At 58.9% G+C, this 26,584-nt stretch carries 23 protein-coding genes; 20 read left to right on the top strand and 3 right to left on the bottom strand.

Annotated elements, in window-relative coordinates:
- The first annotated feature begins 309 nt into the window (after nucleotides 1–309).
- From VL130_RS04745 to purU, 19 genes are all read left to right on the top strand, one after another.
- Entirely contained in the window at nucleotides 310–5,181 is a 4,872-nt protein-coding gene (locus VL130_RS04745) for an NAD-glutamate dehydrogenase (RefSeq protein ID WP_325361584.1), read from the top strand.
- Between the two features lie 108 nt (nucleotides 5,182–5,289).
- The gene (locus VL130_RS04740) at nucleotides 5,290–5,856 is read left to right on the top strand and encodes a NifU family protein (protein ID WP_325361583.1); all 567 of its coding nucleotides are present in this window, start codon (nucleotides 5,290–5,292) and stop codon (nucleotides 5,854–5,856) included.
- Complete coding sequence (tsaB, locus tag VL130_RS04735) at nucleotides 5,857–6,516, top strand: tRNA (adenosine(37)-N6)-threonylcarbamoyltransferase complex dimerization subunit type 1 TsaB (protein WP_325361582.1); 660 nt, start codon at nucleotides 5,857–5,859, stop codon at nucleotides 6,514–6,516.
- Nucleotides 6,517–6,519: 3 nt separating this feature from the next.
- Complete coding sequence (gene rimI / locus VL130_RS04730) at nucleotides 6,520–6,963, top strand: ribosomal protein S18-alanine N-acetyltransferase (RefSeq protein ID WP_325361581.1); 444 nt, start codon at nucleotides 6,520–6,522, stop codon at nucleotides 6,961–6,963.
- 52 nt (nucleotides 6,964–7,015) lie between these two features.
- A complete protein-coding gene (locus tag VL130_RS04725) occupies nucleotides 7,016–7,429 on the top strand; it encodes a Fur family transcriptional regulator (RefSeq protein ID WP_325361580.1) in 414 nt (137 codons plus the stop codon).
- 174 nt (nucleotides 7,430–7,603) lie between these two features.
- Complete coding sequence (gene miaB / locus VL130_RS04720; protein WP_325361579.1) at nucleotides 7,604–8,953, top strand: tRNA (N6-isopentenyl adenosine(37)-C2)-methylthiotransferase MiaB; 1,350 nt, start codon at nucleotides 7,604–7,606, stop codon at nucleotides 8,951–8,953.
- On the top strand, nucleotides 8,953–9,927 hold the full coding sequence (locus tag VL130_RS04715) for a PhoH family protein (protein ID WP_325361578.1): 975 nt from the start codon (nucleotides 8,953–8,955) through the stop codon (nucleotides 9,925–9,927). The genes miaB and VL130_RS04715 overlap by 1 nt, the downstream gene beginning before the upstream one ends.
- Nucleotides 9,927–10,415, top strand: a complete 489-nt coding sequence (gene ybeY / locus VL130_RS04710; RefSeq protein WP_325361577.1) for an rRNA maturation RNase YbeY — start codon at nucleotides 9,927–9,929, stop codon at nucleotides 10,413–10,415. The genes VL130_RS04715 and ybeY overlap by 1 nt, the downstream gene beginning before the upstream one ends.
- Nucleotides 10,375–11,289 (top strand): hemolysin family protein, encoded by a 915-nt coding sequence (locus VL130_RS04705; protein WP_325361576.1) that lies wholly within the window; start codon nucleotides 10,375–10,377, stop codon nucleotides 11,287–11,289. The genes ybeY and VL130_RS04705 overlap by 41 nt, the downstream gene beginning before the upstream one ends.
- A 49-nt stretch (nucleotides 11,290–11,338) precedes the next feature.
- Nucleotides 11,339–12,964: an apolipoprotein N-acyltransferase gene (gene lnt, locus VL130_RS04700; protein ID WP_325361575.1), complete on the top strand. Its 1,626-nt coding sequence runs from the start codon at nucleotides 11,339–11,341 to the stop codon at nucleotides 12,962–12,964.
- 90 nt (nucleotides 12,965–13,054) lie between these two features.
- Nucleotides 13,055–13,474, top strand: coding sequence for a helix-turn-helix transcriptional regulator (locus tag VL130_RS04695; RefSeq protein WP_325361574.1), 420 nt, complete (start codon nucleotides 13,055–13,057; stop codon nucleotides 13,472–13,474).
- Nucleotides 13,475–13,661: 187 nt separating this feature from the next.
- Nucleotides 13,662–14,834, top strand: a complete 1,173-nt coding sequence (gene metK, locus VL130_RS04690) for a methionine adenosyltransferase (RefSeq protein ID WP_325361573.1) — start codon at nucleotides 13,662–13,664, stop codon at nucleotides 14,832–14,834.
- Nucleotides 14,835–14,908: 74 nt separating this feature from the next.
- Nucleotides 14,909–15,598, top strand: coding sequence for a tRNA (guanosine(46)-N7)-methyltransferase TrmB (trmB, locus tag VL130_RS04685; protein WP_325361572.1), 690 nt, complete (start codon nucleotides 14,909–14,911; stop codon nucleotides 15,596–15,598).
- Nucleotides 15,599–15,683: 85 nt separating this feature from the next.
- Nucleotides 15,684–16,289 carry a hypothetical protein gene (locus tag VL130_RS04680; protein ID WP_325361571.1) on the top strand — a complete coding sequence of 202 codons (606 nt, stop codon included), beginning with the start codon at nucleotides 15,684–15,686 and terminating at the stop codon, nucleotides 16,287–16,289.
- Nucleotides 16,290–16,410: 121 nt separating this feature from the next.
- A complete protein-coding gene (rimP, locus tag VL130_RS04675; protein WP_325361570.1) occupies nucleotides 16,411–17,031 on the top strand; it encodes a ribosome maturation factor RimP in 621 nt (206 codons plus the stop codon).
- Nucleotides 17,032–17,051: 20 nt separating this feature from the next.
- Complete coding sequence (nusA, locus tag VL130_RS04670; RefSeq protein ID WP_325361569.1) at nucleotides 17,052–18,755, top strand: transcription termination factor NusA; 1,704 nt, start codon at nucleotides 17,052–17,054, stop codon at nucleotides 18,753–18,755.
- Nucleotides 18,679–19,467, top strand: a complete 789-nt coding sequence (locus VL130_RS04665; protein WP_325361568.1) for an RNA-binding protein — start codon at nucleotides 18,679–18,681, stop codon at nucleotides 19,465–19,467. The genes nusA and VL130_RS04665 overlap by 77 nt, the downstream gene beginning before the upstream one ends.
- Before the next feature lie 181 nt (nucleotides 19,468–19,648).
- Nucleotides 19,649–22,705, top strand: a complete 3,057-nt coding sequence (gene infB / locus VL130_RS04660; protein WP_325361567.1) for a translation initiation factor IF-2 — start codon at nucleotides 19,649–19,651, stop codon at nucleotides 22,703–22,705.
- Between the two features lie 166 nt (nucleotides 22,706–22,871).
- A complete protein-coding gene (gene purU / locus VL130_RS04655; protein ID WP_325361566.1) occupies nucleotides 22,872–23,750 on the top strand; it encodes a formyltetrahydrofolate deformylase in 879 nt (292 codons plus the stop codon).
- Here purU and VL130_RS04650 read toward each other — a convergent pair whose 3' ends face one another.
- The 3 genes from VL130_RS04650 to VL130_RS04640 all read right to left on the bottom strand — a co-directional run bounded on the left by VL130_RS04650 (nucleotide 23,751) and on the right by VL130_RS04640 (nucleotide 25,941).
- Nucleotides 23,751–23,978 (bottom strand): hypothetical protein, encoded by a 228-nt coding sequence (locus VL130_RS04650; RefSeq protein ID WP_325361565.1) that lies wholly within the window; start codon nucleotides 23,976–23,978, stop codon nucleotides 23,751–23,753. It lies immediately after the preceding gene.
- A 190-nt stretch (nucleotides 23,979–24,168) separates the two neighbouring features.
- A complete protein-coding gene (locus VL130_RS04645; RefSeq protein ID WP_325361564.1) occupies nucleotides 24,169–24,405 on the bottom strand; it encodes a hypothetical protein in 237 nt (78 codons plus the stop codon).
- A 330-nt stretch (nucleotides 24,406–24,735) separates the two neighbouring features.
- Nucleotides 24,736–25,941 (bottom strand): DUF418 domain-containing protein, encoded by a 1,206-nt coding sequence (locus tag VL130_RS04640; RefSeq protein ID WP_325361563.1) that lies wholly within the window; start codon nucleotides 25,939–25,941, stop codon nucleotides 24,736–24,738.
- Nucleotides 25,942–26,034: 93 nt separating this feature from the next.
- Here VL130_RS04640 and rbfA point away from each other — a divergent pair, with 93 nt between their 5' ends.
- Nucleotides 26,035–26,511 carry a 30S ribosome-binding factor RbfA gene (rbfA, locus tag VL130_RS04635; protein ID WP_325362368.1) on the top strand — a complete coding sequence of 159 codons (477 nt, stop codon included), beginning with the start codon at nucleotides 26,035–26,037 and terminating at the stop codon, nucleotides 26,509–26,511.
- Nucleotides 26,512–26,584 lie beyond the last annotated feature (73 nt).

The raw sequence follows: 26,584 nt of genomic DNA, 5'->3' as shown, positions 1-26,584 counted from the left end.
CATCGAACCCGGGACGCAGGAGCCACTTCCCCCCCATAAAGAGGCTTTTACGCCCAAGCCGCCAATCCCCCGCCGGATTGGCGGCTTTTTATTGGGCGATAGTCCGGGCTTCTTTAAAAATGCGCGCCACCAGAACGGCAATAAAGTGATCACAAAATCGGTTTCGGAGGCAAGTTTGTAGTGAAACCGTTGCGCACTTTTGTTAAAGATTGTGTCACATACGCCAGTCCCATATTTCGGGACTCATAATAACGAACCGCGAACCGGCGCCACCCCGACACTCGCGGTCAGGATCAAGTGGAAATACGCATGGACACGCTCACGCCTGGCGAAAGCCAATCCCCCTCCAAGGACGCCCTGACAAAGGCTTTCATAACGAGCCGGGGGGCCAGGGATTTTCTCAGGCTCGATGAGTGCGAAAAAAACTTCCTGACCCAGATACTTGAGGATTTCGACGCCGATGAACTGGCCGACCTGACCGCCGGCGACCTTAATCGCGTTATTGCCGGCTTCTGGCAATATGGTGGTCAGCGAGACGGCGCCCAGACCTTGCGGCGCATAACGCCTGTACTGGATGATAAGGGCCAGCCGACCCCTTACGATGTGGTCGAGCTCATACAGGGCGACTCGCCGTTTATCGTCGAAACCGTCATGGGCGAACTGATCGATCAAGGCGTTTCCATCCGGTCGATGTTTCATCCGGTTGTCACCCCGCACCGTGATTCCGACGGCAACCGCGTCAAGACCGGTGAACCTTTGAAGGTCGGGGAAACCAGGGAATCGATGATGCTGGTCTTCATCGAGCGCCAAAGTGCCGAGCGCCATAAGCAGATTACTGAGGGCATCGACCAGAGCCTGAACGACCTCAAGCTGGCGGTGCGCGATTTTCCGCGTATGCAGAAGCTGCTGGCCGAAGAAATCGAAGCGCTCGATCGCCAGCGCGGCAATCCCGCCATCGATGCGGCGGCGCTGGACGAAAACCTCGCCTTCCTGCGCTGGGTCGATGAAAACCACTTTGTTTTCCTGGGCGCGCGCGGCTATGCCTATCCGCGCGAAAGCGACGGCGCCTATGCCCGCGAAGAGCCGCTGAACCAGATGCAGGAAGGCTTCGGTGTCCTGCGTGACTCTGGCCGCGCCGTGTTGCGCCGGTCCAGCGAGCCGGCGGTGCTCAGCAAGCAACTGATGTCGCAGCTTCAGAATTCGGAACCGGTGACGGTGGCCAAGGCCAATCTCAAATCCCGTGTCCACCGCCGCGTCTACATGGATTATATCGGCGTCAAACGTTATGGCGCCGATGGCAAGCCTTCGGGCGAGGTCCGTTTCGTCGGCCTGTTCACCAGCGAAGCCTACGATCGCCCGGCTTTCGAGGTGCCACTGATCCGAAAGAAGGCGGAGCATGTGCTGCATGAGGCGGCGGCGCTCGGCCTTCAGGGTGGATATAATGAAAAGCGCCTGAAGAATATTGTCGAAACCTATCCGCGCGATGAACTGTTCCAGATGACCGAGCAGGAATTGCTGCGCATCGCGCGTGGCATCCTGCACCTGTCCGATCGTCCGCGTGTGCGGCTGTTCACCCGCGTCGATCCGTTCGATCGCTTCATTTCGGTGATGCTGTATATTCCGCGCGAAATCTATCAGTCGCAGATGCAGAAACAGGCCGGCGAAATTCTTGCGGCCGCCTGGTGCGGCCGTGTTTCGGCGTCCTATTCCTACATCACGGAATCGCTGCTTTCCTGCATCCATTATATTATCGGCGTCACGCCCGGCGATCACTTCGATCCGAACATCGCTGATGTCGAAGCCGATATCGAGAACATCACCCGTTCCTGGCCCCAAAAGGTCGAGGCGCAGGTCGAAAGGCTCGACCAGACGCCGAAGGGCATCGACTGGATGACTTGGGCGGCGGCCTTCCCCGCCGGCTATCAGGAGCGTTACACTACCAATGAAGCGGTCATAGATACGGTCTGCCTGCAAGGGCTTTCCGCCGATGCGCCGGTCAATGTCAGGGCCTATCAGCGGCTGGAAGACGACGAAAACCACTTCTGTTTCAAGCTCTATACCCGCGCCGAAAAGGCCATTCCGCTATCGGATATCCTGCCTGTGCTCGGTAATATGGGTCTGAAAACGTTGGAGGAATACGGCTATCACGTCCGCTCCACGACGATCGGCACCTATTGGGTCCATGAGTTCATTCTCAAAATGCCCCGCGGTCACGTCAGCGCCTTTGCTGATTTCCGCGATGAGTTTGAGCAGACCCTGCTGGCCCTGTGGTACGGCAAGACGGAAGATGACGGTTTCAACGCCCTGGCCCTGACCGGCCAGTCGTGGCGCGAAGTGGCTTTGCTGCGCGCCTTCTGCCGTTATCGTGTCCAGTCCGGCCTCGATCCGAGCGCCGATATCCAGCAAGCCGCCCTGCGTGACAATCCGGCAGTAGTTAAAGCGCTGCTCGGCCTGTTCAATATCAAGTTCGCGCAGAAAGGTGGTAATGCCTCTGCGCGTGAAACGGCGGTCGAAGCGGCCACGGCTGATATCGAAACCCTGCTGCAAAAGGTCGCCAGTCTCGATCATGACCGCGTGCTGCGGCGGCTTTCGGCCCTGATCGGCGCAACGCTTAGGACAAACTATTTCCAGAAGGACAGCGCGGGCAACGACAAGGCCTATATCTCCTTCAAGATCGCCAGCCGCGAACTGGCCGACCTGCCTGAACCCAAGCCCTACCGCGAAATCTTCATCTGGTCGCCGGGCGTCGAAGGCGTCCACCTGCGCTTCGGCCCGGTGGCGCGGGGCGGCCTGCGCTGGTCGGACCGCAAGGATGATTTCCGCACCGAGGTGCTGGGGCTGGTCAAGGCGCAGCAGGTGAAGAACGCTGTCATTGTGCCGGTCGGGTCGAAAGGCGGTTTCTTCCCGAAGAAACTGCCGAAAAACGGCACACCCGATGAGGTGAAAAGCGCCGCCATCGTCGCTTACAAAACCTTCCTCTCAGGCCTGCTTGACCTGACGGACAATCTCGACGCCAAGGGTCATATCGTCCCGCCGGCCGATGTCGTCTGCTGGGATGATCCCGATCCGTATCTGGTGGTTGCGGCGGATAAAGGCACGGCCACTTTCTCCGATATCGCCAATGGCGTTTCGGCCGATTATAATTTCTGGCTGGGTGACGCCTTCGCCTCCGGCGGCTCGGTGGGCTATGATCACAAGGCCATGGGCATCACGGCGCGCGGCGCCTGGGAAGCGGTCAAGCGCCACTTCCGCGAAATCGGCAAGGATATCCAGACGCAATCTTTCACTGCCGCCGGTGTCGGTGATATGTCGGGCGACGTCTTCGGCAACGGTATGTTGCTGTCGAAGGAAACCCTGCTGGTCGCCGCCTTCGATCACCGCGATATCTTCATTGACCCCAATCCCGACGCGGCCAAATCCTTCGCCGAGCGTGAGCGCATGTTCGCCCTGCCCCGCTCTTCCTGGCAGGATTACAATAAGGAATTGATCTCGAAGGGCGGCGGCATTTTTCCGCGCAGTCAGAAATCGATCCCGCTGTCGCCGGAAATCAAGGCTTTGCTGGATCTGGAAGCCAATGAAGTGTCACCATTCGAGCTGATGCAGGCCATCCTCAGGGCACGCGTCGAGCTGCTCTATTTCGGCGGCATCGGCACCTATATCAAATCGCCGGCGCAAGGGCATCTCGATGTCGGTGACAAGGCGAATGACGCCATCCGTATCAATGGTTCTGAAGTGCGCGCGAAAGTGATCGGCGAAGGCGCCAATCTCGGCATTACCCAGGCCGGACGGATTGCCTGCGCCGAATCCGGCGTGCGGCTCAATACCGACGCCATAGATAATTCCGCTGGCGTCGATTGCTCCGACCACGAGGTCAATATCAAGATCCTGCTTAGCCAGGTGATCGCCTCCGGCAAACTGAGGGCCGAGGCCCGTGACGACCTGCTGGCGAGCATGACTGATGATGTGGCGCGGCATGTGCTGAAACACAATTACGACCAGACCCTGGCGCTTTCGCTTCAGGAAGCCACCTCGGCGGAAGATAATTCCGCGCAGCAGGCCTTTATGTCGGGTCTGGAAAAACGCGGTCGCCTCGATCGCAAGGTCGAAGGGCTGCCGTCCAATTCGGTGCTCGAAGCGCGCAAGGTTGGCAATCACGGGCTTTTCCGGCCGGAACTGGCGGTCATTACCGCCTATGCCAAGCTGGTCCTGTTTGATGATATTGTGGCCGGGACGGCGCCGGATGATGCCGGGCTTGCGCCGGTGCTGGTGCGGTATTTCCCGCCGGCGCTGCATGATTACAGGGACGCTATCCGCAAGCACCGTCTGCATCGTGAAATCATCGCTACGGTGGTGAGCAACGAGATCGTCAATGTGTGCGGACCGAGCTTCGCCATGCGGGTGACGCGCGGGGCCGGGGTTGATACGTCTGCGCTGGTCCGGGCATTCGAGGCCACGCGCCAGTTGTTCGATATCAATGCCCTGTGGAGCGAGGTCAATGCGCTCGATAACATGATACCGGCCGAAGCGCAGACGGCGCTTTACAGCGATCTGGCCAGCTTTGTCCGCCACCAGACCTACTGGATCATGCGGCGTAATGCCGGCCAAACCGTTGATCTCGCCGCCATGCTGAAGCCTTATGCAGAGGGTGTTTCTAGTCTGCTCGCCCAGGGTGATGCGGCCTTTACCGGCTTGGCGAAGGCGCGTCTCGCCGATCGCGTGGCCGAACGGGAAGCCCTGGGTTGTCCCGCCGATCTGGCGGCGCGAATTACCCGCCTGAGCGCTTTCCATCATGCTGCCGATATTATCGACCTGGCGTCCGAAAAAAAGAAGCCGCTCGACAAGACGGCGGAACTCTATTTCCTCACCGGCGCGCATTTCGGCTTCGATGGCCTGCAAGCGGGGGCTGGCGATCTGGCCTCCAGCGATCCGTGGGACCGTATGGCGACCCGTCGCCTGATCGAGGATGTGCTGTCTGAACAGAAGACGGTGGTGAAAACCATGATGGCCCGTATGTCGCCATCGGAAAGCCCGGCGGAAATTATCGAAAACTGGGAAGCCGAAAACAAGACCTTGATCGAGCCGTTGCAGCAGATGATGACAGACATGGAAACGGGCGGCTGGAGTTTCGCCAAGCTGACGATTGTGAATGCGCTGATCCGGGAGTGGGCGGGTAAGTTGTAATAGCTCTCCTCCCCATTTAAGAAATGGGGAGGAGAGGTTGTAACATGCCTCTTGTCTTGGAACTGCTTTAGGCCCATTTACAGCGCAGTTACAGTTTAAGGCGCTGCCATGTTTATCCAGACCGAATCCACCCCGAACCCCGATGTCATCAAGTTCATTCCCGGTCAGGAGGTGCTTGATACCGGTACGAAGGAATTCCGCACGGCGGAAGAAGCGCAGGTCTCTCCGCTGGCTGAGAGCTTGTTCGCGCTCGATGGCGTGGCTGGGCTGTTCTTCGGTAATGATTTCCTGACTGTCCGCCGTTCGCCGGATTCGGACCTGATCTGGGCGCAACTCAAGCCGCCAATCCTGGCCGCCATCATGGATTTTTATTCCAGTGGCCAACCCATCCTGCGCGAAGCGGAAGTCAAAAACGACATCGTTTATGAAGGCGAACTCGGTCAGATCGTGGCCGAGATCAAGGATCTGCTTGATACCCGTGTCCGTCCGGCCGTGGCCCAGGATGGCGGCGATATCGAATTCGACAGCTTCGACATGGATAGCGGCACGCTCTATCTGCATATGCGCGGCGCCTGTTCAGGTTGCCCGTCGTCTTCGGCCACCTTGCGCCAGGGCGTCGAAAGCCTGATGAAGCACTATGTGCCGGAAGTGAAATCCATCGAGCAGGTTCTCTAGTTGAGCCTGCGTCTGGTCATTGATACCTCCCTGAACGCCTGTGGTCTGGGGCTGTTCGATGGCGAAACCTGTCTGTTTCAGATCACTGAAGGTATGACGCGCGGTCAGCAGGAACGCCTGCCGGTCATGGCGCTGGAAGCCTTTCAGGCGACAGGGATCAAGCCGAAAGCCCTTGATATTATTGGCACCACACTGGGGCCGGGTTCCTTTACGGGTGTGCGGGTCGGCTTGTCCTTCGCCAAGGGTCTGGCGGCGGGCGCCGGTGTGCCATTGAAGGGGATCGGTACGCTGGAAGCCCTTGGCCATCATGCGGAATTGCTCAATAAAAGCCGCCTGGCGGTGGTGAATGGCGGTCGTGGCCAGATTTACGTTCAGCCTTTTCCCGGCGGATCAGCCGTGACCCTCGATGTGAACATGCCGGAAGCCATAACCGAATTTGCGTCGGCCAATCCGGTTGAAATCCTGACCGGCCCGGCCGCGGCGCTCCTTGCCGGCTATTGGCCTGATGCCAGCGAATTCCCCCAAACGTGGCCAGCGCTTGACGCGCTTTCCAGGCTGACCGTAGATGTGGGTCACGATGATTTGACCCCGCTCTATATGCGCGAAGCCGATGCCATTGCCTCGACCCGCGGTATTATCAGCCTGAACGAGCCTGCCTGACCCATGCCCCTGATCCGCCAGCTCGACACGCCTTCCATGCAGCTTGAGCACATCCATACGCGGTGCTTCGATTATGGCTGGAGTGAAGGGGTTTTCGCCGATCTGCTGATCAAGCCGCACCACCGCACCTATGTGTTCGAGGTCGAGGGCGAGATTGTCAGCTTCGTGGTGATGACGGTGGTGGCCGGCGAGGGCGAGATTCTGACCATCTGCACCGATCCGGACTTCCAGAAGCGCGGCCTGGCGCGGATGCTGCTGGAGCAGGTCATCAAGGCCCTGCGCGGCGAGGGCGCGGAATCGCTGTTTCTGGAGGTGGCCATCGATAATCCGGCAGCGCTGCGGCTGTATGAAAGTGTAGGCTTTAAAAAGACCGGACGGCGCAAGGCCTATTACAGTCGCAAGGGCAAGCCGCCGGCGGACGCCTACATCTTGAGGCTTGCACTCTGAGGCGCAACACCATACATTTGCGGGACTTTTTGCCTATACCGGAGTGCAGGTCATGGATCGCATAGAACAACAATGTATCGAAAAAGGTATGCGGATGACTGACCAGCGCCGGGTTGTGGCGCGTGTCCTGTCGGCGGCCGAGGATCATCCGGATGTAGAAGAACTGTACCACCGGGCCGCGGCGGTCGATCCCAATATCTCGCTGGCGACGGTATATCGCACTGTGCGCCTGTTTGAAGAGGCCGGTGTGGTCGAGCGCCATGATTTCGGTGATGGCCGATCGCGCTATGAACAGGCGGGAGACGATCACCACGATCACCTGATCAATATCAAGACCGGTCAGGTTGTTGAATTCTTCGATGAGGAAATCGAGAAACTGAAGGAGAGCCTGGCGGAAAAGCTGGGCTACAAGCTGGTCGGTCACAAGCTGGAGCTTTATGGCGTGCCGCTTGGGGAAGAGAAATAAAGGTTTTGCAGGGGACACAGTCCCCTGCACCCCGGAACATGTCCTTCATAATAACAAAAGACCGGACCCCTAAGGGCCCGGTTTTTGTTATTTTCAAAGAATAGTTATGAGGTGCAGGAGGCTGTGCCTCCTGCATACCTTGAATTTCTGTCCACAAACGACCATAACCGCCTGATGAACGATCACGTCCCCCTAAAGAAGCTCCATATCAAGACTTACGGCTGTCAGATGAACGTCTATGACAGCGAACGCATGGTCGATATCCTGCGTCCGCTGGGTTATGAGGTGTCTGACAAGGCCGAAGGGGCCGATCTGGTTCTGCTCAATACCTGCCATATCCGCGAAAAGGCGGCCGAAAAGGTCTATTCCGAGATCGGCCGGCTCAAGGAGATGCGCGAGGAAAAGGAAGCGCGTGGCGAAGGCCGGATGACCATCGCCGTGGCCGGTTGCGTGGCGCAGGCCGAGGGCAAGGAAATCATGAACCGCGCCCCGGCTGTCGATCTGGTTGTCGGGCCGCAGGCCTATCACCAGCTTCCCGAACTGATCGCCCGCACCCACCGTTCCAAGGGTGAGCGCCTGTCCGCCGATTTCGCGCCTGAAGCCAAGTTCGATGCGCTGACTATGGATCGTGCCGTTTCCGGGCCGACCGCCTTCCTCACCGTGCAGGAAGGCTGCGACAAGTTCTGCACTTTCTGCGTCGTGCCCTATACGCGTGGCGCCGAATGGTCGCGCCCGGTCAAATCGATCCTGGATGAAGCCCGCGCCCTCGCCGCCAAGGGCGTGCGTGAACTGACCCTGCTCGGCCAGAACGTCAACGCTTACAATGGCCTGGATGCTGATGGCCTGGAATCGACCCTGGCTAAACTGATGTATGCTTTGGCCGATATCCAAGGCATGGATCGTCTGCGCTATACCACCTCGCACCCCAACGATATGGGCCAGGACCTGATCGACGCGCACCGCGACCTGCCCGCCGTCATGCCCTACCTGCACCTGCCCGTGCAGTCCGGTTCTGACAAGATCCTGCGCGCCATGAACCGCAAGCATGGCCGGCAAGCCTATTTCGACCTGATCGAGCGCATCAAGGCGGTGCGGCCGGATCTGGCGATTTCCGGCGATTTCATCGTCGGCTTCCCCGGTGAGACCGACAAGGATTTCGAGGACACGCTCGATCTGATTCGCCGGGTCGGCTATGCCTCGGCCTTCTCGTTCAAATATTCGCCGCGTCCGGGTACGCCGGCTGCTGGTATGCCCGGTCAGGTGCCTGACGACGTGGCCGATGCTCGCCTGCAAACCCTGCAAGCCCTGATCATCGAACAACAGCAGGCCTTCAAGGAAAAGCTGATCGGCCAGACGCTCGATATTCTGTTTGAAAAGCCGGGCCGTCTGGTGGGTCAGGCCATTGGCCGCTCGCCTTACCTGCAATCGGTCTTCGTTGAAGACGCCGCCCATTTGATTGGTCAGATTCACAAAGTGAAAATCATCGCCAACAGCAATAATAGTCTCAAGGGCGAGTTAGCCTGATGGCCGCTGTAAAAGACGACTTTATCAACCTGACGGACCCGTGCGTTATGGCTGTGGTCGGACCTTCCGAACGCTATCTCGCCATGATCGAGGGGGCGTTCAAGGTGCTGGTTGAGATGCCGGGCGGTGGTCTGGTGATCTCCGGTGATGCCCGTGCGCGTCAGAAAGCCAGGGCCGTGATTGTTACCCTGGCTGATATGTACGACCAGGGCGTCGATATCGCCGAGGCCGATGTCCGACGCCTGATCAATGAGCCACATCTGACGGGTGGAAAGGCGGAAAAAGCGAAGACGGCCGTACCGCTCGACCAGCGCAACACCATCGTCATGGGCCGGCATGGCGCCATCGCCGCGAAAACGGCCGGCCAGGCCGCCTATATCCATGAACTGGCATCGAACGACCTCGTTTTCGCGTTGGGGCCGGCAGGCTCCGGCAAGACCTTCCTGGCCGTGGCGCATGGCGTTTCCCTTTTGCTCAAGGGCGCGGTCGACAAGCTGATCATCACCCGTCCGGCGGTCGAAGCGGGTGAACGGCTGGGCTTTCTGCCGGGTGATCTCAATGAAAAGATCGATCCGTATCTGACGCCGATCTGGGGCGCGCTCGATGATATCCTGGGGCCGCAACTGCTTGCCAAGAAGCGCGAAACCAGGGAGATCGAGGTCGCGCCGCTCGCCTATATGCGCGGTCGCACCCTCTCCTATGCCTATGTCATTATCGATGAAGCGCAGAACACCACGCGGATGCAGATGAAGATGATCCTCACCCGCCTCGGCGAAGGCTCGAAAATGGTCGTCACCGGCGATCCGTCGCAGATCGACCTGCCCAATCGTGGCGACTGCGGTCTGGTCCATGCCGTCCATCTGCTCGATAAGGTCGAGGGCGTCGGCAAGGCGGAACTCAAGGCCGAGGATATTGTGCGTCACGAACTGGTGGCGCGCATCGTCCGGGCCTACGACAATGAGTTCAAAAGCTGATGGCGCACGAAGACACGCATCTTATTGATATCGAGGTCGAGGCAGAGGGTTGGCTGGATGCCCTGCCGGACGTGCAGGCAGTCGTTCAAACCGGTATATTGGCAGCGCTTAAAGCCGCCGATGTGACGGAGCAGGCGGATATTGTCGTGCTGTTGTGCGACGATGCCGAGATGAAATCGCTCAACACCGAATACCGCCAGAAGAACGCCCCGACCAATGTGCTGTCCTTCCCGGCGCCGAAAATGCAGGGCATGGCGCACCTCGGCGATATCGCGCTTGGGCTGGAAACCTGCGTCCGTGAAGCCGCCGAACAGCAGAAGACACTGAAAAATCATGTCCTTCATCTGTCTGTGCATGGCGCTTTGCATTTATTGGGTTATGATCACATGACCGACGAAGAGGCGGAAGAGATGGAAAATCTCGAACGCGATATTCTGAAAAGCCTCAATGTCGCCGATCCTTATGGACCTGAACACACCCATGGCTGAGCCAGACGACGCGCCCCGCAAGTCTTTTCTATCCTTCTTCGGATTCAAGCCGAAACCGGCGGAAAAATCCGGACCCGACTCTCATGACGCCGAGGATGGCGCGGCGGCGGCAGCCAACCTGATTGACCACGCCCGCGCTTTCCAATCTTTAAGCGTCGCCGATGTCATGACGCCGCGGGTCGATATCGTCGCGGTCGAACTGTCGAGCACCCTTGCCGATGTCGTGCGCATCTGCGTCGAAAGCGAACATTCGCGCCTGCCGATCTATCGTGATGGGCTGGATGATCCGGTTGGCGTGGTTCACATCAAGGATATCCTCAAGCTGCTGTCACCGGAGCCGGGCCGCGCCGCGCCGAACTGGGCCGAACCGGTGCTGCACCGTATCCGCCGCGAACTGCTTTACGTCCCCTCCTCCATGACCACTTCCGACCTGATGCTGCGGATGCAGGCCCAGCGCATCCATATGGCGCTGGTGATCGATGAATTCGGCGGCACCGATGGCCTGGTGACCCTGGAAGACCTGATCGAGGCGGTGGTCGGTAATATCGACGATGAATACGATGAAGCCGGCGACGAGGAAATGCGTGAACTACCGAATGGTCAGTATGAAATCGATGGTCGCGTCGAGCTGACCACACTGGAGGAAAAGCTCGGCCTCAAGCTCTATCCGGAGGAATCCGAAGAGGAAATCGACACCCTGGCTGGTCTGGTCTCGGTGCTGGCGGGACGTGTGCCCCAGCGCGGCGAGGTGGTGCCCTACGCCGATGCCGGTTTCGATATCGAAGTGCTTGATGCCGATGCCCGCCGCATAAAGCGCCTGCGTCTGCATCGCCGGACTCCGGAGCTGGCGGATATCACGGCCGCCGATGACTAATCTGGCAGGATTTCTGAAACACCCGCTTCTGGCGCCGGTGGTGACCTTCATGGGTGACCCCCGTAAGCGCCCGCGTATGCTGGCGGCTATATCCGGGCTGCTGATCGCTTTCGCCCAACCGCCATTCGGCTTCCTGCCGGGCCTGCTTGGCTATGGCCTGTTGCTCTATGCGTTGGAATGTCACCTGGGCAACTGGCCAAAGCGGACCGCCTTCTTCATGGGCTGGCTGGCGGGTTTTTGCTACTTTCTTGTTTCATGTTTCTGGGTGGCGGAGGCCTTTCTGGTCGATGCGGAAACCTATGGCTGGATGGCGATTCCGGCCGCCACCCTGCTGCCCGCCGGCATTGGTTTGTTCTGGGGCGGGTTCGGGGTGCTTTATTTGAAACTGGCCCCCAAGGGCTGGGTTCGCTTCGTTTTCTTCGCCGCGCTGTTTTCTTTGTTTGAAATAACGCGAGGCTCGGTGCTCTCCGGTTTCCCATGGAATCCGGCGGGCTCGACCTGGAAGGCCGGCAGCGCCTTGTCGCAGATGGCGGCTTATGTTGGAGTCTATGGCCTCGGTTTCGTTACCGTACTGGCCTTTTGCAGCACGGGCGTTATCCGGCGGGGAAAAGGCGTGGCGGGCTATGCGCCGGCGATTTTTGGAGTCTTGACGCTTCTCGGCTGTTTCATCGTCGGAGAAACGCGATTGCAGACAACACATATCGCCGATACCGGCTATGCCATCCGTTACGTGCAACCGGCGATCAGTCAGGAAGCCAAGTGGGACAGCAACAATTTCAGCCACCTGTTCTTTTCATATATCGGTCTCAGCAAGGCGCCGCCGAAGCCCGGCCATCGCGCCCCCGACCTGATTATCTGGCCGGAAGGCGCTCTGCCGATCATGTGGGAGCAATTGATGGACCCGCGGACCGGCACGGTCGAGGACATGGCCGATCTGCTGACTGATAACCAGTCCCTGCTCATTGGCACCTCTCGCGAGGAAGGCAAAACCTCGGCAGGCAAGCCGATCTATCGTAATTCGATGCTGGCCCTGCACCGCCAGGACGGCCAGACGCGGATTATCGGCGCCTATAACAAGTTCAAGCTGGTGCCGTTCGGCGAATTCACGCCCTATCAGGATATTCTCAACCCGCTCGGCATGTCGGCCCTGACGCATTTCGATGACAGCTTCACGCCCGGCGAACGGACACGCCCGCACAGCTTTCCCGGCATTCCACGGGTTTTGCCACTGATCTGCTATGAGGGCATATTCCCCGCTCTGGACATGACCAGTTACGGACCACATGACACATTAAGGCCCAAATGGATTATTAATATTTCAAATGACGCCTGGTTTGGCCCAACGACCGGTCCGGTGCAGCATCTCAACCTCGCCAGCTTTCGCGCGATAGAGGAAGGGTTGCCCATGGTCAGATCAACCCCCACGGGAATATCCGGCGTCATTGATCCCCTGGGACGCGTTGTTCCAGGCACGGAAATAGGTTTAGGCGTAGCTGGATACATGGACGTAACTTTACCGGGCGAGGCATATGTTACCGCCTTCGCACAACAGAGATACGCTTATCTTGTGTTTGTTATCTTGCTTTGCTTCGGACTAATTGTCGTTGGCAGGGGCTATTCTGTCAAAAACTGGCTTTTTCTGCGAAAAAACAGGCCTGTTTTCAAAAAAATGTAGCCCAATGTGAACAGTTTCGCTATTCGATAACGTATAATATACAGTTCGGCCGGTTTTCCCCCACCGGCCTGTAAAAGTAAGAGGCATAAGTTGGACGATAATTTGAAGGCTGAACGCGGCCCAAACCCCGTCGATCTGCACGTCGGCGCCCGCGTCAGAATGCGCCGCAAGTTCCTGGGCATGAGTCAGGAAGGCCTTGCCGAGACCATCGCACTGACATTCCAGCAGGTACAGAAATACGAGCGCGGTTCCAACCGGATCAGCGCCTCGAAGCTGTACGAAATTTCCAAGGCCCTCAAGGCGCCGGTGGCCTACTTCTTTGAAGGCTATGGCGAAAACGAAGCAGTCGAGGGTTTTTCGGAATCGGAATCGGAGCAGTTCGTCCACGGTTTCCTGATGACGACCGAGGGCATCGAGCTTGCCGAAGCCTTCCCGCGCATCAAGAACGCCAAGCATCGCCGCCGTATCCTCGAACTGGTGCGCGCACTGGCCGAAGACGACGACGCGTAAGCTTTTCTGATCTGATTAAATTCAAAGGCCCTGCTTTTCCGGAAGCGGGGCTTTTTGCTCTTTTTGGTGCGTCATTCGGCCCAAATGACGTATACGCCAATGCAAGACACAAAAAGTCACTTGATCATATAAACATATCTTTATATGGTTATGGGGAAGCCGATTAAGTTTGCGAAAGTTCCAAACCATGCGCCCCAACTATATCTTCACCAGCGAAAGCGTTTCCGAAGGCCATCCCGATAAGGTGGCCGATCGTATTTCGGACGTCGTTGTCGACGCCTTTCTGGCGCGTGACCCGGAAGCGCGCGTGGCGTGCGAAACCCTGGTGACGACCAATCGTATTGTCCTGGCCGGTGAAGTCCGCGCCGGCGATGATCAGATCGAGGAAATCATCAGCGGCCTGGAAGAAAAAGTTCGCCATGCCGTCAAGGATATCGGCTACGCGCAAAAAGGCTTCCACTGGGCCTTGGCCGATTACGCCTGCCACCTTCATGCCCAGTCGGCGGATATCGCCCAGGGTGTCGATTCCGGTGACAACAAGGACGAAGGCGCCGGCGACCAGGGCATCATGTTCGGCTACGCCACCGATGAAACCGCCGAACTGACCCCTGCTCCGCTGCAATGGTCGCACAACATTCTGCACCGTCTGGCGCAGGCGCGTCATGGTGGTGAGCATCGCCTGGAGCCGGACGCCAAGTCGCAGGTGACCGTTCAATACGAAAATGGCGTACCGTCGCGTATCCTGAAAATCCTTGTGTCTCACCAGCACCAGGACGGTCTGACGCCTTCCGAGGTTGAGGCCATCATCAAGCCCTACGCCCTCGAAGTCCTGCCCGCCGGCATGGTGACGGCTGACACCGAATGGCTGGTCAACCCGACCGGCAATTTCGTCATCGGCGGTCCGGATGGTGACGCCGGACTGACCGGCCGCAAGATCATCGTCGACACCTACGGCGGCGCGGCGCCCCACGGTGGCGGCGCCTTCTCCGGCAAGGACCCGACCAAGGTGGACCGTTCGGCGGCTTACGCCCTGCGCTATCTGGCGAAGAACGTCGTGGCCGCCGGTCTGGCGAAAAAATGTACGCTCCAGGTCTCCTACGCCATCGGCGTGTCGCGTCCGCTGAGCTTCTATGTCGATACCCACGGCACCGGCCTGGTCGATGAAGAAAAGCTGGAGGCCATCCTGCCGGAACTGATCGGCGGTCTGACGCCGAAGGCGATCCGCCTGCACCTTGGCCTTAACAAGCCAATCTATGAACGCACCACGGCCTATGGCCACTTCGGCCGCGCGCCGGACGCCGAGGGCGGTTTCTCGTGGGAAAACACCGACCTGGTTGAGGCGCTCAAGGGCGAATTCTGATCAATTTGCTTTGGCAAAAATAAAGAGGGGGTTATACGGCGCGTATAATCTCCTCTTTTGCATTTCAGAGCACCATGTCCGAAGAAAATTCCACCGTGCCCGTCGAATGGGGGCCTATGCGCTCTTTCGGGCGGATCAAGTCGCGCAAGCTGAAACCCTTGCAGGCGACTCTGTTCGATACGCTTTTGCCTGAAATCGAAGCGACCGGCGCGCGCGTAGACGCGGCCCTGGCCTCCGGGCGTGAGCTGTGGCTGGAAATCGGCTTCGGGGGTGGCGAACATCTGGCGGCGCAGGCGGCTAAAAATCCGGACGTTACCTTTATCGGCTGCGAACCTTTCCTCAATGGTGTCGGTTCGGCCCTGCGTCATATCGAAGATGGTGGGCTGAAAAACGTGCTGATCCTGCCCGGCGATGCGCGGCCCTTGCTCGATAATCTGCCCGAGGCGGTTTTGAACCGGATATTCATCCTGTTCGCTGATCCGTGGCCCAAGGCGCGGCACAACAAGCGCCGGTTTATCCAGCCGGAAACCATCGCAGCCTTCGCCCGTGCGCTCAAGCCGGGCGGCACGGTCCGCTTCGCCACCGACTGGGCGGACTATGCCGACTGGGCCTTGGAACGTTTTCTCGCCAGTCCGGACTTTGACTGGCCGGCGCTAAGCCAGTCCGACTGGAATACGCCGCCGGCGGATCACATTACCACGCGCTACGAAACCAAGGGCCTGGGCGACTGCGAGCCGGTGTTTTTCGATTTCGTACGTAAATAGGCCCCTTCACAACCGTGTGATGTGCGCTCTGGTCAAACGCCAAAAAGTAAGACATGGTTAACCCCTTCACCGGGGGGCGTTGTGTATGGAGCGTTTGCATAAGGTATCGGCGGGCTTTGTTTTCGCCTTTCTGTGTCTGCATTTTGCCAATCATTTTGTCGGTTTGCTGGGTGTCGAGGCTCATGCGCAGTTCATGGATGCGGCGCGTCTGGTCTATCGCCACCCCATTGTCGAAATGGCGGTGATGCTGGCCTTCTTCGTGCAGATCCTGACCGGCATCCCGCTGATCATCGAAATCTGGACACAGAAAAAAGATTTCATCCATCAGCTTCAGGCGCTGTCCGGCCTGATCATGGTGGTATTCATTTGTGTCCATGTCGGCTGGATCGTGGTGGCGCGGATGGTCTTCAGTCTCGACACCAATTTCGCCTTTGCCGCCTCGGCTTTTGTCGTGCCTTTCACCTATGCCGCCTATGGCTTTTACGGCGCTGGCGTTTTCGCCCTGTTCACCCACATGGGCTGCATTGTTTATGATATCTTCAAGAAGACCAATAAACCGGTTGGCTGGCTGTTGTTGCTGGCAACGCTGGGCGTTGGCGGCTATGCGACCTATTTGCTGCTGATGATGTATGCCGGCCATTTGTACCCGGTCATCATTCCGCAAGAATATCTGCATTTGCAGCGACTCTAGATTCTCCTTGGCAAACGGATATTGCGGGACTATATAGCTTGCCAACATGTCCGATTGCCGCCAGGCAACGGCGGCGGCCACCAAGGCCCGCCGCCTTTTTTATTGCTTAAAGAAGTGAAAATTGCGCGCCAAGACCCCTGAAGAACGCAAGCTGCTGGAAGTTTTCGATGCGATCGCCGAAACGATGGCGCTCAATATCGTACGCGTACGCCTGCAAGGCTCGCGGCAGCCCGGCGGTTCGCGCTTTTTGCAGATCATGGCCGAGCGCAAGACGGACGGCGAGATCAACGTTACCCAGTGCGCCCGCCTGTCGCGCGCCATTTCGGCCTATATCGACGAGGCCGACCCTATCGAAGGCGAATTCACTCTTGAAGTCTCCTCGCCCGGTATCGACCGGCCGCTGACGCGCCTGTCGGATTTCGTAACCTATGAAGGCCTTGAAGCCCGCATCGAGCTGGATCGCCTGGCAGAGGGCCGCAAGCGTTTCCGCGGCATCCTCGCCGGTATCGAGGATGATCACATCGCCATCGACCTTGAAGGCGAGGCCGAAACCGCCCTCATGCCGTTCGACTGGGTGATCGACGCCAAGCTGATCCTCAATGACGAACTTCTGAAACGCGGCGCCGAGGCCAAGGCCGCGCGCGGTGAAGAAGAAGACGATGAGGAAGACGAAGATTTTGACGACGCCGAATTCGAGGATGAAGATGACCTCGACGACGATGCCGCCAACGACGACAAATAAATAAACAGAAGGACTCACCAATGAGCTTCACCGGAATCAGCGCCAACCGTCAGGAACTGCTGCAAATCGCAGAGGCTGTCGCGCGCGAAAAGTCGATCGACAAGTCCGTGGTCATCGCCTCCATCGAGGAAGCGATCCAGAAGGCGGCCCGTTCGCGTTACGGCGCCGACCACGACATCCGCGTCTTCATCGATCCGCGCACCGGCGAAATGGCCATCACTCGCCACGTCACCGTCGTGCCGGACGAAGAGCTGGAAAACGAATACGCCCACAAGAGCCTGACCGAAGCCCTCAAGGAGGACAAGGAAGCTTTTGTCGGCAAGGAATATTCCGAAATCCTGCCGCCGTTCGAGCTGGGCCGCGTCCAGACTCAGATGGCCCGCCAGGTGGTGACGCACAAGGTACGCGAAGCGGAGCGTGAAAAGCAGTTTGACGAGTACAAGGACCGGGTTGGCGAAATCGTCAGCGGCACCGTCCGTCGCGTCGAATACGGCAATGTTATCGTCGATCTCGGCAAGGGCGAAGGCATTATGCGCCGCGACCAGTCGATCCCGCGCGAAGCCTTCCAGGTCAACGACCGCATCCGCGCCTATATCTATGACGTCCGCCGCGAAACCAAGGGGCCGCAGATCATGCTTTCCCGCGCCCACGGCGGCTTCATGGCCAAGCTGTTCGCCCAGGAAGTGCCGGAAATCTATGACGGCGTGATCGAAATCAAGTCGGTCGCCCGCGATCCGGGTTCGCGCGCCAAGATGGCCGTGCTGTCGAATGACAACTCGATCGATCCGGTTGGCGCCTGCGTCGGTATGCGCGGCTCGCGCGTTCAGGCCGTCGTCGCCGAACTGCAAAACGAAAAGATCGACATCATCCAGTGGTCGCCCGATGAGGCCACCTTTATCGTCAACGCCCTGGCGCCGGCCGAAGTGTCCAAGGTCGTGCTCGACGAAGAAGAAGACCGCGTCGAAGTGGTGGTGCCCGACGAACAGCTGTCGCTGGCCATTGGCCGTCGCGGCCAGAACGTCCGCCTCGCCTCGCAACTGACCGGCTGGCAGGTTGATATCATCACGGAATCGCAGGACTCCGAGCGCCGCCAGAAGGAATTCGCCGAACGCACCGCCCTGTTCCAGGAAGCGCTCGACGTCGATGAAGTCATCGCCCAGCTGCTAGTCACCGAAGGCTTCACCTCGATCGAAGACCTGGCCTTCGTCGATGAAAACGAAATCGCCGTCATCGAAGGCTTCGACGAAGACACCGCTTCGGAACTGCAAGCCCGGGCCCGTGACTATCTGGAACGCGAAACGGCCGAACAGGACCGCAAGCGTACTGAGCTTGGCGTTGAAGATGCAGTGCTCGACATCCAGGGCGTCACCATGCCGATGGCGGTTGCCTTAGGTCAGGCCGGCGTCAAGACGGTCGAAGATCTCGCCGACCTGGCTACCGATGAAATCCGTGGCGGTTTCGAACAAAAGGGCGGCGAACGCGTTCGCGTCCCTGGCGCGCTGGAATCGTTCAACCTGTCGGTGCCCGACGCCGAGGCCTTGATCCTCAATGCCCGCGTCGCCGCCGGCTGGATCGAGGCGCCGGTTGTCGAGGAAGCCGAGGAAGAGGCTTACGAAGAAGCCGGTCTCGAAGACCTGGCTGAAGACGATGTGGCTGAAGATGAAGCGGCCGGCCTTGAAACGGAAGGGGGCGAAGCTGATGCAGACGCCACCACAGAACAATGAGTTCGCGCCGTTAATCCATAACGACCCTATCGCTGCTGACTCTGCCTCGGATATCGAGGCAGAGAATGCGATCCTGTGTGAAGATTCCAGGGGTCGCCTCCAGCGCCGGGATATTTCCAGCGGTGAAACCGTCTCTTCGGACGGCCTCATCCGCTTTGTCGTGTCTCCCGAAGGCATGCTGACACCGGATATCGCCCACAAGCTGCCCGGTCGTGGCCTGTGGATCGCTTCCGAGCGCGCCGCTCTTGAAATCGCGCTGAAAAAGAACATATTCAGTCGGGCGGCCAAGCGGCAGGTCAAGACTGATCCAAATCTCATTCCTCTGGTGCATGATCTGCTGCGCCGCCGCTGCCTCGATCTTCTCGGTCTGGCGCGGCGCGAAGGCGGCATCGTCAACGGCTTCGAAAAAGCGCTGGCATCCGTCAAATCGGGCAAGGCTGGCTGGATCATCGAAGCCTCGGATGGCTCGGAAGACGGCCGCAAGCGCATTTTATACGCTGGCAACCAGCAAACCCCCTCGCCAAACGTCTGCGGAAGCTTTAGTAACGCCGAATTAAGTTTGGCTTTGGGCACAGAAAATGCCATACACGTCGCACTCCTGTCGGGGCGGCGCGTGAAGCGTTGGTCTTTAGAGATGAAAAGACTGTCGGGATTCGAACCCCTTGTGCCGCAAGGCTGGGGACGAAGACCGGAGCCTGAGGCGTCTGGCTAGTTATGGGCGCGTGACTGTGAGTGTTGGTTCTTCTGCCTTGACTGTATACGGCCACGGTAATGATCGAGCGCTCGATTAAGACGGCTGATCTGTGATTGGACGTTTAAAGACGACGATATATTTTTGAAACAGAAGGCTGGCACTAGGGTCAGGCTTCGCAAAAGGTTAGTAGACAAGCCGGATGAGCGACGGAAAAGACGACAAGAATAACGACCAGCCAGCCAACCGTGAGCGCGCGCCGCTGACGCTGAAGCCGCGTGTCGGTGGCAATGTTTCGACGGGCACCGTCAAGCAGAGCTTCAGCCACGGCCGTTCCAAGACGGTGGTGGTGGAAACCAAGCGCCGCATCGGTGCGCCGCCCGCCGGCGCGCCCGGACATGTGCGCCCCGCAGCCCCTGAGATCAATCGCCCGCAGCCATCCCAGGCTCCGCGTCCGGCGCAAGGCGCCCAGCGTTCGCAAGGCGCCGGTGGCAACCTGCGTCAGGAAGAGCAGGACGCCCGCCAGCGCGCTATCGCCGCCGCCCTCGCCGATCAGGAACGCAAGGCCGCCGACGCCCGTGCGGCTGCCCAGAGCGCCGCCGCTCAACCCGCGCCCGCACCGGTCGTGCCACAAGCGCCGCAACCTGCCGCCGCTCCGGCCACCGAGGCCCGCGTCGAGGCTGCACCTCAGCCCGCCGTGACGCCTTCGGCGCCGCAGCCCGCTCCGACCCCTGCTCCGGCCCCGGTTCGTGAAGCCGCGCCGCAGCAACCGGCCTTCCGCAACGAACGCGCCCCGCGCTTTGAAGCGCGTCCTGCCAGCGACCGTCCCCGGACCGAAGGGTCTTCGGGTGGCTATCAAGGCCAGCGCAGCGATGCCCCGCGCGGTGATCGCCCCCCCTATCCGACGCGCGATCCGAATACCGCCCGCGCGCCTTACCCACCCCGTGATGGCGCGCCTCGTGGCGATCGTCCGCAAGGTGACCGCCCGTCCTATCCGCCGCGTGATCCGAATGCGCCGCCGCGTCCGCCGCGCGATCCCAATCGTCCGTTCACGCCGCGCGACCCGAACGCCCCGCGCACCCCGCGTGATCCGAATGCGCCGCCGCGCGCTGATCGTGGCGAAACCGTTCGCTACAACGTCAATTCGCCGCGTCCGCCGCGTCCCGGTCAGGGCGTTTCGGCCAATGCACCGGCGGCACCGGAAGTTGATCGTATCCGCTCGACCCGTGGTGCCACCGGCGTCACCAGCAAGGCAGCCGACACCCGCAAGGCGGATGACGATGATCGTGGCAACAAGCGCGGCAAGGCCGGCGCGCCGGTCAAGGCCGTGTCGCAAACGCGTGGCGAGCCCAAGCGCCGCGAAGGCCGCCTGACCCTGCAAGCCGTTGTCGGTGACGACGAGGGCACCGCCGACCGTATGCGTTCGCTGGCTTCGGTGAAGCGCGCCCGTGAACGTGAACGCGAAAAGCGCAAGGGCAACACGACCGAGCAGGCGCGCACCGCCCGTGAAGTCATTATTCCCGACATCATCACCGTGCAGGAACTGTCCAACCGGATGGCCGTGCGTGCCGTCGATATTATCAAGTTCCTGATGCGTCAGGGCCTGATGCTGAAGATCAACGACGTAATCGATACCGATACCGCCGAACTGGTAGCCTCGGAATTCGGTCATACCGTCAGGCGCGTGTCGGAATCCGACGTTCTGGAAGGCTTTATCGACGCCGAGGATCACAGCGACGATACGCAGTCGCGTCCGCCGGTCGTGGCCGTCATGGGTCACGTCGATCACGGCAAGACCTCGCTGCTCGACGCCCTGCGTTCGGCTGACGTGGCTTCCGGTGAAGCCGGCGGCATCACCCAGCACATCGGCGCCTATCAGGTTCGCCTGCCGGCCGGTGAAAAGGTCACCTTCCTCGATACGCCAGGCCACGCCGCCTTCTCGGCCATGCGTGCCCGCGGCGCCAATGTCACGGATATCGTGGTGCTGGTGGTGGCGGCGGATGACGGCGTGATGCCGCAGACGATCGAAGCCATCAACCACGCCCGTGCGGCTCATACGCCGATCATCGTGGCCATCAACAAGATGGACAAGCCGGGCGCCAAGCCTGAGCGCATCATCAACGAGCTGCTGCAACACGAGATCGTCGTGGAAGCGCTTGGCGGCGATACGCAGGTGATTGAGGTTTCGGCCAAGACCAAGGCGGGCCTCGATAACCTGATCGAAGCCATTCTGCTGCAAGCCGAAGTGCTCGACCTGCGCGCCAATCCGGATCGTACGGCCGAGGGCATCGTCATCGAAGCCAAGCTCGACAAGGGCCGTGGTCCCGTGGCGACTGTCCTGGTCAAACGCGGCACCTTGAAGCGTGGCGACATTGTCGTCGCCGGTTCGTCGTTCGGTCGCGTTCGCGCTCTGATCAACGAGCGTGACGAGCAACTGAACGAAGCCGGCCCTTCGGAGCCGGTTGAGATCCTTGGTCTCAATGGCGCTCCCGATCCTGGCGAAGCCTTCGCCGTGGTCGAAAGCGACGCCCGTGCCCGTGAGATCACCGAGTACCGCGAACGTGTCCGTCGTGAAAAGACGCTGGCCCCGGTCGGCGCTGTTTCGCTCACCGACATGATGAGCAAACTGGCCGACAAGAAGGTCAAGGAACTGCCGCTTATCCTTAAGTCAGACGTTCAGGGTTCGGGCGAAGCCATTGTCGGCTCGCTGGACAAGCTGGCCACCGATGAAGTCCGTGCGCGGATCATTCACTCGGCGGCCGGCGCGATCACCGAATCCGACGTGCAACTGGCCAAGGGTTCCGGCTCGCCGATCATCGGATTCAACGTTCGTGCGTCCAAGCAGGCGCGTGACCTTGCCGAGCGTGAAGGCGTCGAAATTCGCTACTACGCGATCATTTACGACCTGATCGATGACATCAAGGGCGTGCTTTCGGGCATGCTGGCACCGATCCAGCGCGAAACCTTCCTCGGCAATGCCGAAATCCTCGAAGTCTTCGATATCTCGAAGGTCGGCAAGGTGGCGGGGTGTATCGTCAAGGAAGGCAAGATGCAGAAGGGCGCCCGCATCCGGATTATCCGCGACGACGTGGTTATTCAGGAAATGGGCCTTCTGTCAACGCTCAAGCGCTTCAAGGACGAAGTCAACGAGGTCCAGGTGTCGCAGGAATGTGGCATGGCGTTCAACGGCTTCCACGACCTCAAGAAGGGCGATTTCATCGAGTGCTTCACGGTCGAGGAAATCAAACGGACCCTCTAATCTCCAAACGCTTTTGGCCCGGATCATTCCGGGCCAAATTCGTTTTAGGGTTTGAGTTTGTTTGAATGCCTGAGACTGTTACGGGGTGTGGGGTCTGCGACCCCACGCCTTTTCTTTCTTTTGAAACCTTTGACTTTTTGCAAGGTTTATCGCCTATAACCTCCCCATGCTCGACACCACAGACTTCGACCCCGCCCATTATGTCCTGATCATCAAGTGCCCCGATACACGCGGTATTGTGGCCGCCGTTTCCGGCTATCTGTATGACAACGACATTTCGATCGTTGAATCGAACCAGTTCAACGATGCGATGGGCGATATGTTTTATGTCCGGGTCGTCTTCAAGCAAGCCGGTTCGCGGATGCCGCCGATGGCTATATTGCGCGAAGGCTTTCACCCGATCGCGCACCGCTTCTCGATGGACTGGGACATTTATAGTTTGTCCGACAAGCCGAAGGTGCTGATCGCCGTTTCCAAATTCGGCCATTGCCTCAATGAACTGCTTTACCGCTGGCGTTCGGGCCTGTTGCCGGTTGATATCGCCTGCGTCATGTCGAACCACGAGGACATGCGTTCGCTGGTCGAATGGAGCGGCATTCCTTACGTCTATTTGCCGGTCACGAAAGACAACAAGGCCGAACAGGAGGCGCAATTCCTCGGCCTGATCGATGAACACGGGATCGATCTGGTCGTGCTGGCGCGCTATATGCAGATTCTGTCGGATGAGCTGTCGGCCAAGGTGTCAGGCAAGTGCATCAACATCCACCATTCCTTCCTGCCGAGCTTCAAGGGCGCCAAGCCCTATCACCAGGCCCATGCGCGCGGCGTGAAGATCATCGGCGCCACGGCGCACTATGTCACGTCGGATCTGGATGAGGGGCCGATCATCGAGCAGGACGTCCAGCGCGTCCATCATGGCCTGACGCCGGAGCAGTTGGTGGCCATCGGCCAGGATATTGAAGCGCGGGTGCTGGCGCGCGCGGTGACCTGGCACGCCGAGCGCCGGGTGATTATCAACGGCACAAAGACGGTGGTTTTTAGCTGATCAGAAGATGATTTTGAAGACCGCGACCCAGAAGATCGAGCAGTAGACGGTCAGGCTGGCCAGCGTATAGATAAAGGGCATCTTGCGGTTATCGGCGACTGACTCACGGGTTTCCGCCGGGCGCAGACCAAAGAGGCGCTCAAAATCCTGCCGTGCCATGAAGCCGGAGATATAGGGCGCGGGAACGTAGCAAGCAACAGCTATAGATTGGCTGGACGAAGATTGCATGGTGCTATTGGCTCTATGAAAAAAGGGAGCAGCAACGAATATGCCCATAAAAGCTGCGGAATCCGGCTTTTTTGGGTTAAAAAAAGAAATTCTTCATAAGAACCTATAGCTACGCGCTGGTAAACCGCTGATCGTGGCCTGACTTAATCTTAAATATACTGAAGCGGGCTTTCCGGGAAAATGGCCCGGATCAATGACCCAGAAGCTTAAAGATAATGAAGGCGATTCCGGCCCAGGCCGCGCTGCACACGATAAACATGCCAGCGAGCGTGACGGCGAAGGGGATTTTCTTTTCGGTCGAGTCGGCCGGGCCTGTGTCTGCTTCGGATTGCGAAGGCAGGGGCGTGTAGCTTACCAGGTATGACGCTTCATTTTTCTTAACTGTATCGTCAAAAACGAAGGTGTCGTTCGGGACATATTTAGCCAAAACAGGTACTCCACTGATACTATAATACACCAAATACGCTAATTTTTCCCGAAAGTCAAAAAATTAACCCTATGAAAGCCGTTTTTCGGTAAATTTTGTCTTAACGGGTCGTGATGTCTGCGTAGGATAGTGGGTACTGATTCTGTGCGTTTCTGCTTAGACCTGTCCATGCACCAGCATCACTTTTTTGTGCATGGTAAACGCCGGTTGCGCTGCAATAAAGATCAGAAGCTCTTTATAATGCAGGCATTTTAAATACTATGACACTGCCGGAACGGGCAGGTTGATACTCAGATTATCGCAAAGCAACAGAATTTTTCACGTCGAAATTCAGACGACGGGCGCCTTGCGGATAAACGGCACCTTAACCGTGAGATAGGTTGCGGCGCGCCACAGCCATTCCAGCGGCCCATAGAGGAAAGCCCGGAACCATAGGTGAGCGAAAATGACCTGCGCGATAAAGGCCGGTATGGCGATCAGCACGGCAGTCGATTGCAGCATGGTGGCGTGCAGACCGAGACCGAAGCTGTAAAACACCGGCACGAAGATGATCGACTGCGCCACGTAAAGCGTCAGGGTCATGCGGCCAACCGGCGCCAGCAGGTTGAGCAGGCCGTGGGCGAAACTGTAATAGAGCGCCAGGAAGCCAAGCATCAGCACGGTCATCAGGCTGAGATCGAACCAGCCGGAAAGCATGGTGTCCCACAGGCTGCGCGGCATAAACATCGCTTCTGATGTGGGCATCAGCGCCACCAGCGCCGGCTTGCCGAACCACAGGCCGAGCGCAGCCACTGCTGCAATGACGAGACCGATCAGGCGGAACTGGATAAAGCGTTGCGGCTGGCCGAAGAAATGAACGCGGCCAAGCACCATGCCGATCAGCGACAGACCGAGGATTTGGCTCAGGCGGCCGGATTCATACATGAAGGACCATTTGAACGGGTGGCCATCGACCCAGTTCATGCGGATGGTTTCCAGCAGGCTCTTGCCGGTGAGATAGGCGTCCGGCGTGGTGGCGGTCCAGAATCCGGGCGCTTTATTGGCCCAGTCGGCGCCATTCAGCGCGCTGAATATCTGAAAGATCTGGAGCGGCTGGAGCAGGAAAAAGACGCCGAGCACGATCAGCAGGGTGTTCGATTTCAGGCGATAGAAAGGCACGAGGAAGACGCCCATCAGGGCTAGCACTTCGAGCACATCGCCGCGATACCACAGGCCGTGAATAATGCCGATCAGGCCGAGCAGGGCCAGCCGCCACAGGAAGCGGACAGTGAAATCGACCCCGCGTTTGGCGGCGCGGTCCATGATGATGAAGAAGGAGACGCCGAAGCACAAAGCCAGCAGGGAAAAGGACTTGCCGGCGAAGGTGATGAACATGGCGTTGTGCCACAGGAGCTGGGTCGGGTCGGTCGTCGGGTGCGCCCAGTAGAGTTCATAAAGTTCCGGCATATGCACCAGGAACAGGCCCATCAGGGCGAAGCCGCGCAGGGCGTCAAGCCCCTCCATGCGAGGGATGAAATCCGGTTTGAACGTCGCCATGTTTACCCCTGTTTATTGTAGGCTTTTACTCTGCATAGCGTACTCGTCGTATTTTTGAATAGAAAAATTATCAGAAACGCCTATATGGACCGGATGAAACAGAACTCTTTTAAAGGTAAAACCCACGGCCGGGCGCCGGCGGAGCTTGGCCCGACGCAGCGCCAGTTGCGCGCCGGTGAGCTGGTGCGCCACGCCCTGGTCGAAATCCTGCGCGAGGAAGACATTCACGACGAGGCTTTGGCGGGCGTTTCGATCACGGTCACCGAAGTGCGCTGCTCAAATGATCTGCGCCACGCCACCGTGTTTGTTGAACCGCTGGGGGCGGGACTCGCCAAGGGCGAAAGCGCCGTCACAATCACCCAGGCGCAGATTGGCCCGGCGATCGATGCGCTCAACCGGCATTCGAAATTCCTGCGCGGCGTTCTGGGCCGCCATATCGTGATGAAATTCACGCCGGAACTGCGTTTCCTGCATGATGAAAGCTTCAATGAGGCGGCGCGCATCGATGCGCTGTTCATGCGTCCGGATATCGCCCGCGACCTGCATCGTGATGATGAGGACGAAGAGTAGTTAAGTAAGAAACCCCACCGCCACGTCCTTTGGCGCGGTCCCCCTCCTCAAAAATCAAAGATTTTCAGGGAGG

Origin of the sequence: Asticcacaulis sp. (genome assembly GCF_035497195.1) — a bacterium.
Classification (GTDB): domain Bacteria; phylum Pseudomonadota; class Alphaproteobacteria; order Caulobacterales; family Caulobacteraceae; genus Asticcacaulis.
The sequence above is the reverse complement of the archived record's forward strand: the minus strand, read 5'-3'. Positions and strand labels throughout refer to the sequence as shown.

Coding starts and splice junctions, on each gene's coding strand:
- VL130_RS04725 (WP_325361580.1), top strand. CDS start 7,016: ATGGATCGCATAGAACAACAATGTATCGAAAAAGGTATGCGGATGACT.
- VL130_RS04665 (WP_325361568.1), top strand. CDS start 18,679: ATGTGGCTGAAGATGAAGCGGCCGGCCTTGAAACGGAAGGGGGCGAAG.
- nusA (WP_325361569.1), top strand. CDS start 17,052: ATGAGCTTCACCGGAATCAGCGCCAACCGTCAGGAACTGCTGCAAATC.
- purU (WP_325361566.1), top strand. CDS start 22,872: ATGCTCGACACCACAGACTTCGACCCCGCCCATTATGTCCTGATCATC.
- VL130_RS04715 (WP_325361578.1), top strand. CDS start 8,953: ATGGCCGCTGTAAAAGACGACTTTATCAACCTGACGGACCCGTGCGTT.
- VL130_RS04680 (WP_325361571.1), top strand. CDS start 15,684: ATGGAGCGTTTGCATAAGGTATCGGCGGGCTTTGTTTTCGCCTTTCTG.
- VL130_RS04740 (WP_325361583.1), top strand. CDS start 5,290: ATGTTTATCCAGACCGAATCCACCCCGAACCCCGATGTCATCAAGTTC.
- miaB (WP_325361579.1), top strand. CDS start 7,604: ATGAACGATCACGTCCCCCTAAAGAAGCTCCATATCAAGACTTACGGC.
- lnt (WP_325361575.1), top strand. CDS start 11,339: ATGGGTGACCCCCGTAAGCGCCCGCGTATGCTGGCGGCTATATCCGGG.
- infB (WP_325361567.1), top strand. CDS start 19,649: ATGAGCGACGGAAAAGACGACAAGAATAACGACCAGCCAGCCAACCGT.
- rbfA (WP_325362368.1), top strand. CDS start 26,035: ATGAAACAGAACTCTTTTAAAGGTAAAACCCACGGCCGGGCGCCGGCG.
- trmB (WP_325361572.1), top strand. CDS start 14,909: ATGTCCGAAGAAAATTCCACCGTGCCCGTCGAATGGGGGCCTATGCGC.
- metK (WP_325361573.1), top strand. CDS start 13,662: ATGCGCCCCAACTATATCTTCACCAGCGAAAGCGTTTCCGAAGGCCAT.
- VL130_RS04705 (WP_325361576.1), top strand. CDS start 10,375: ATGTCGCCGATCCTTATGGACCTGAACACACCCATGGCTGAGCCAGAC.
- VL130_RS04640 (WP_325361563.1), bottom strand. CDS start 25,941: ATGGCGACGTTCAAACCGGATTTCATCCCTCGCATGGAGGGGCTTGAC.
- ybeY (WP_325361577.1), top strand. CDS start 9,927: ATGGCGCACGAAGACACGCATCTTATTGATATCGAGGTCGAGGCAGAG.
- VL130_RS04650 (WP_325361565.1), bottom strand. CDS start 23,978: ATGCAATCTTCGTCCAGCCAATCTATAGCTGTTGCTTGCTACGTTCCC.
- VL130_RS04745 (WP_325361584.1), top strand. CDS start 310: ATGGACACGCTCACGCCTGGCGAAAGCCAATCCCCCTCCAAGGACGCC.
- rimI (WP_325361581.1), top strand. CDS start 6,520: ATGCCCCTGATCCGCCAGCTCGACACGCCTTCCATGCAGCTTGAGCAC.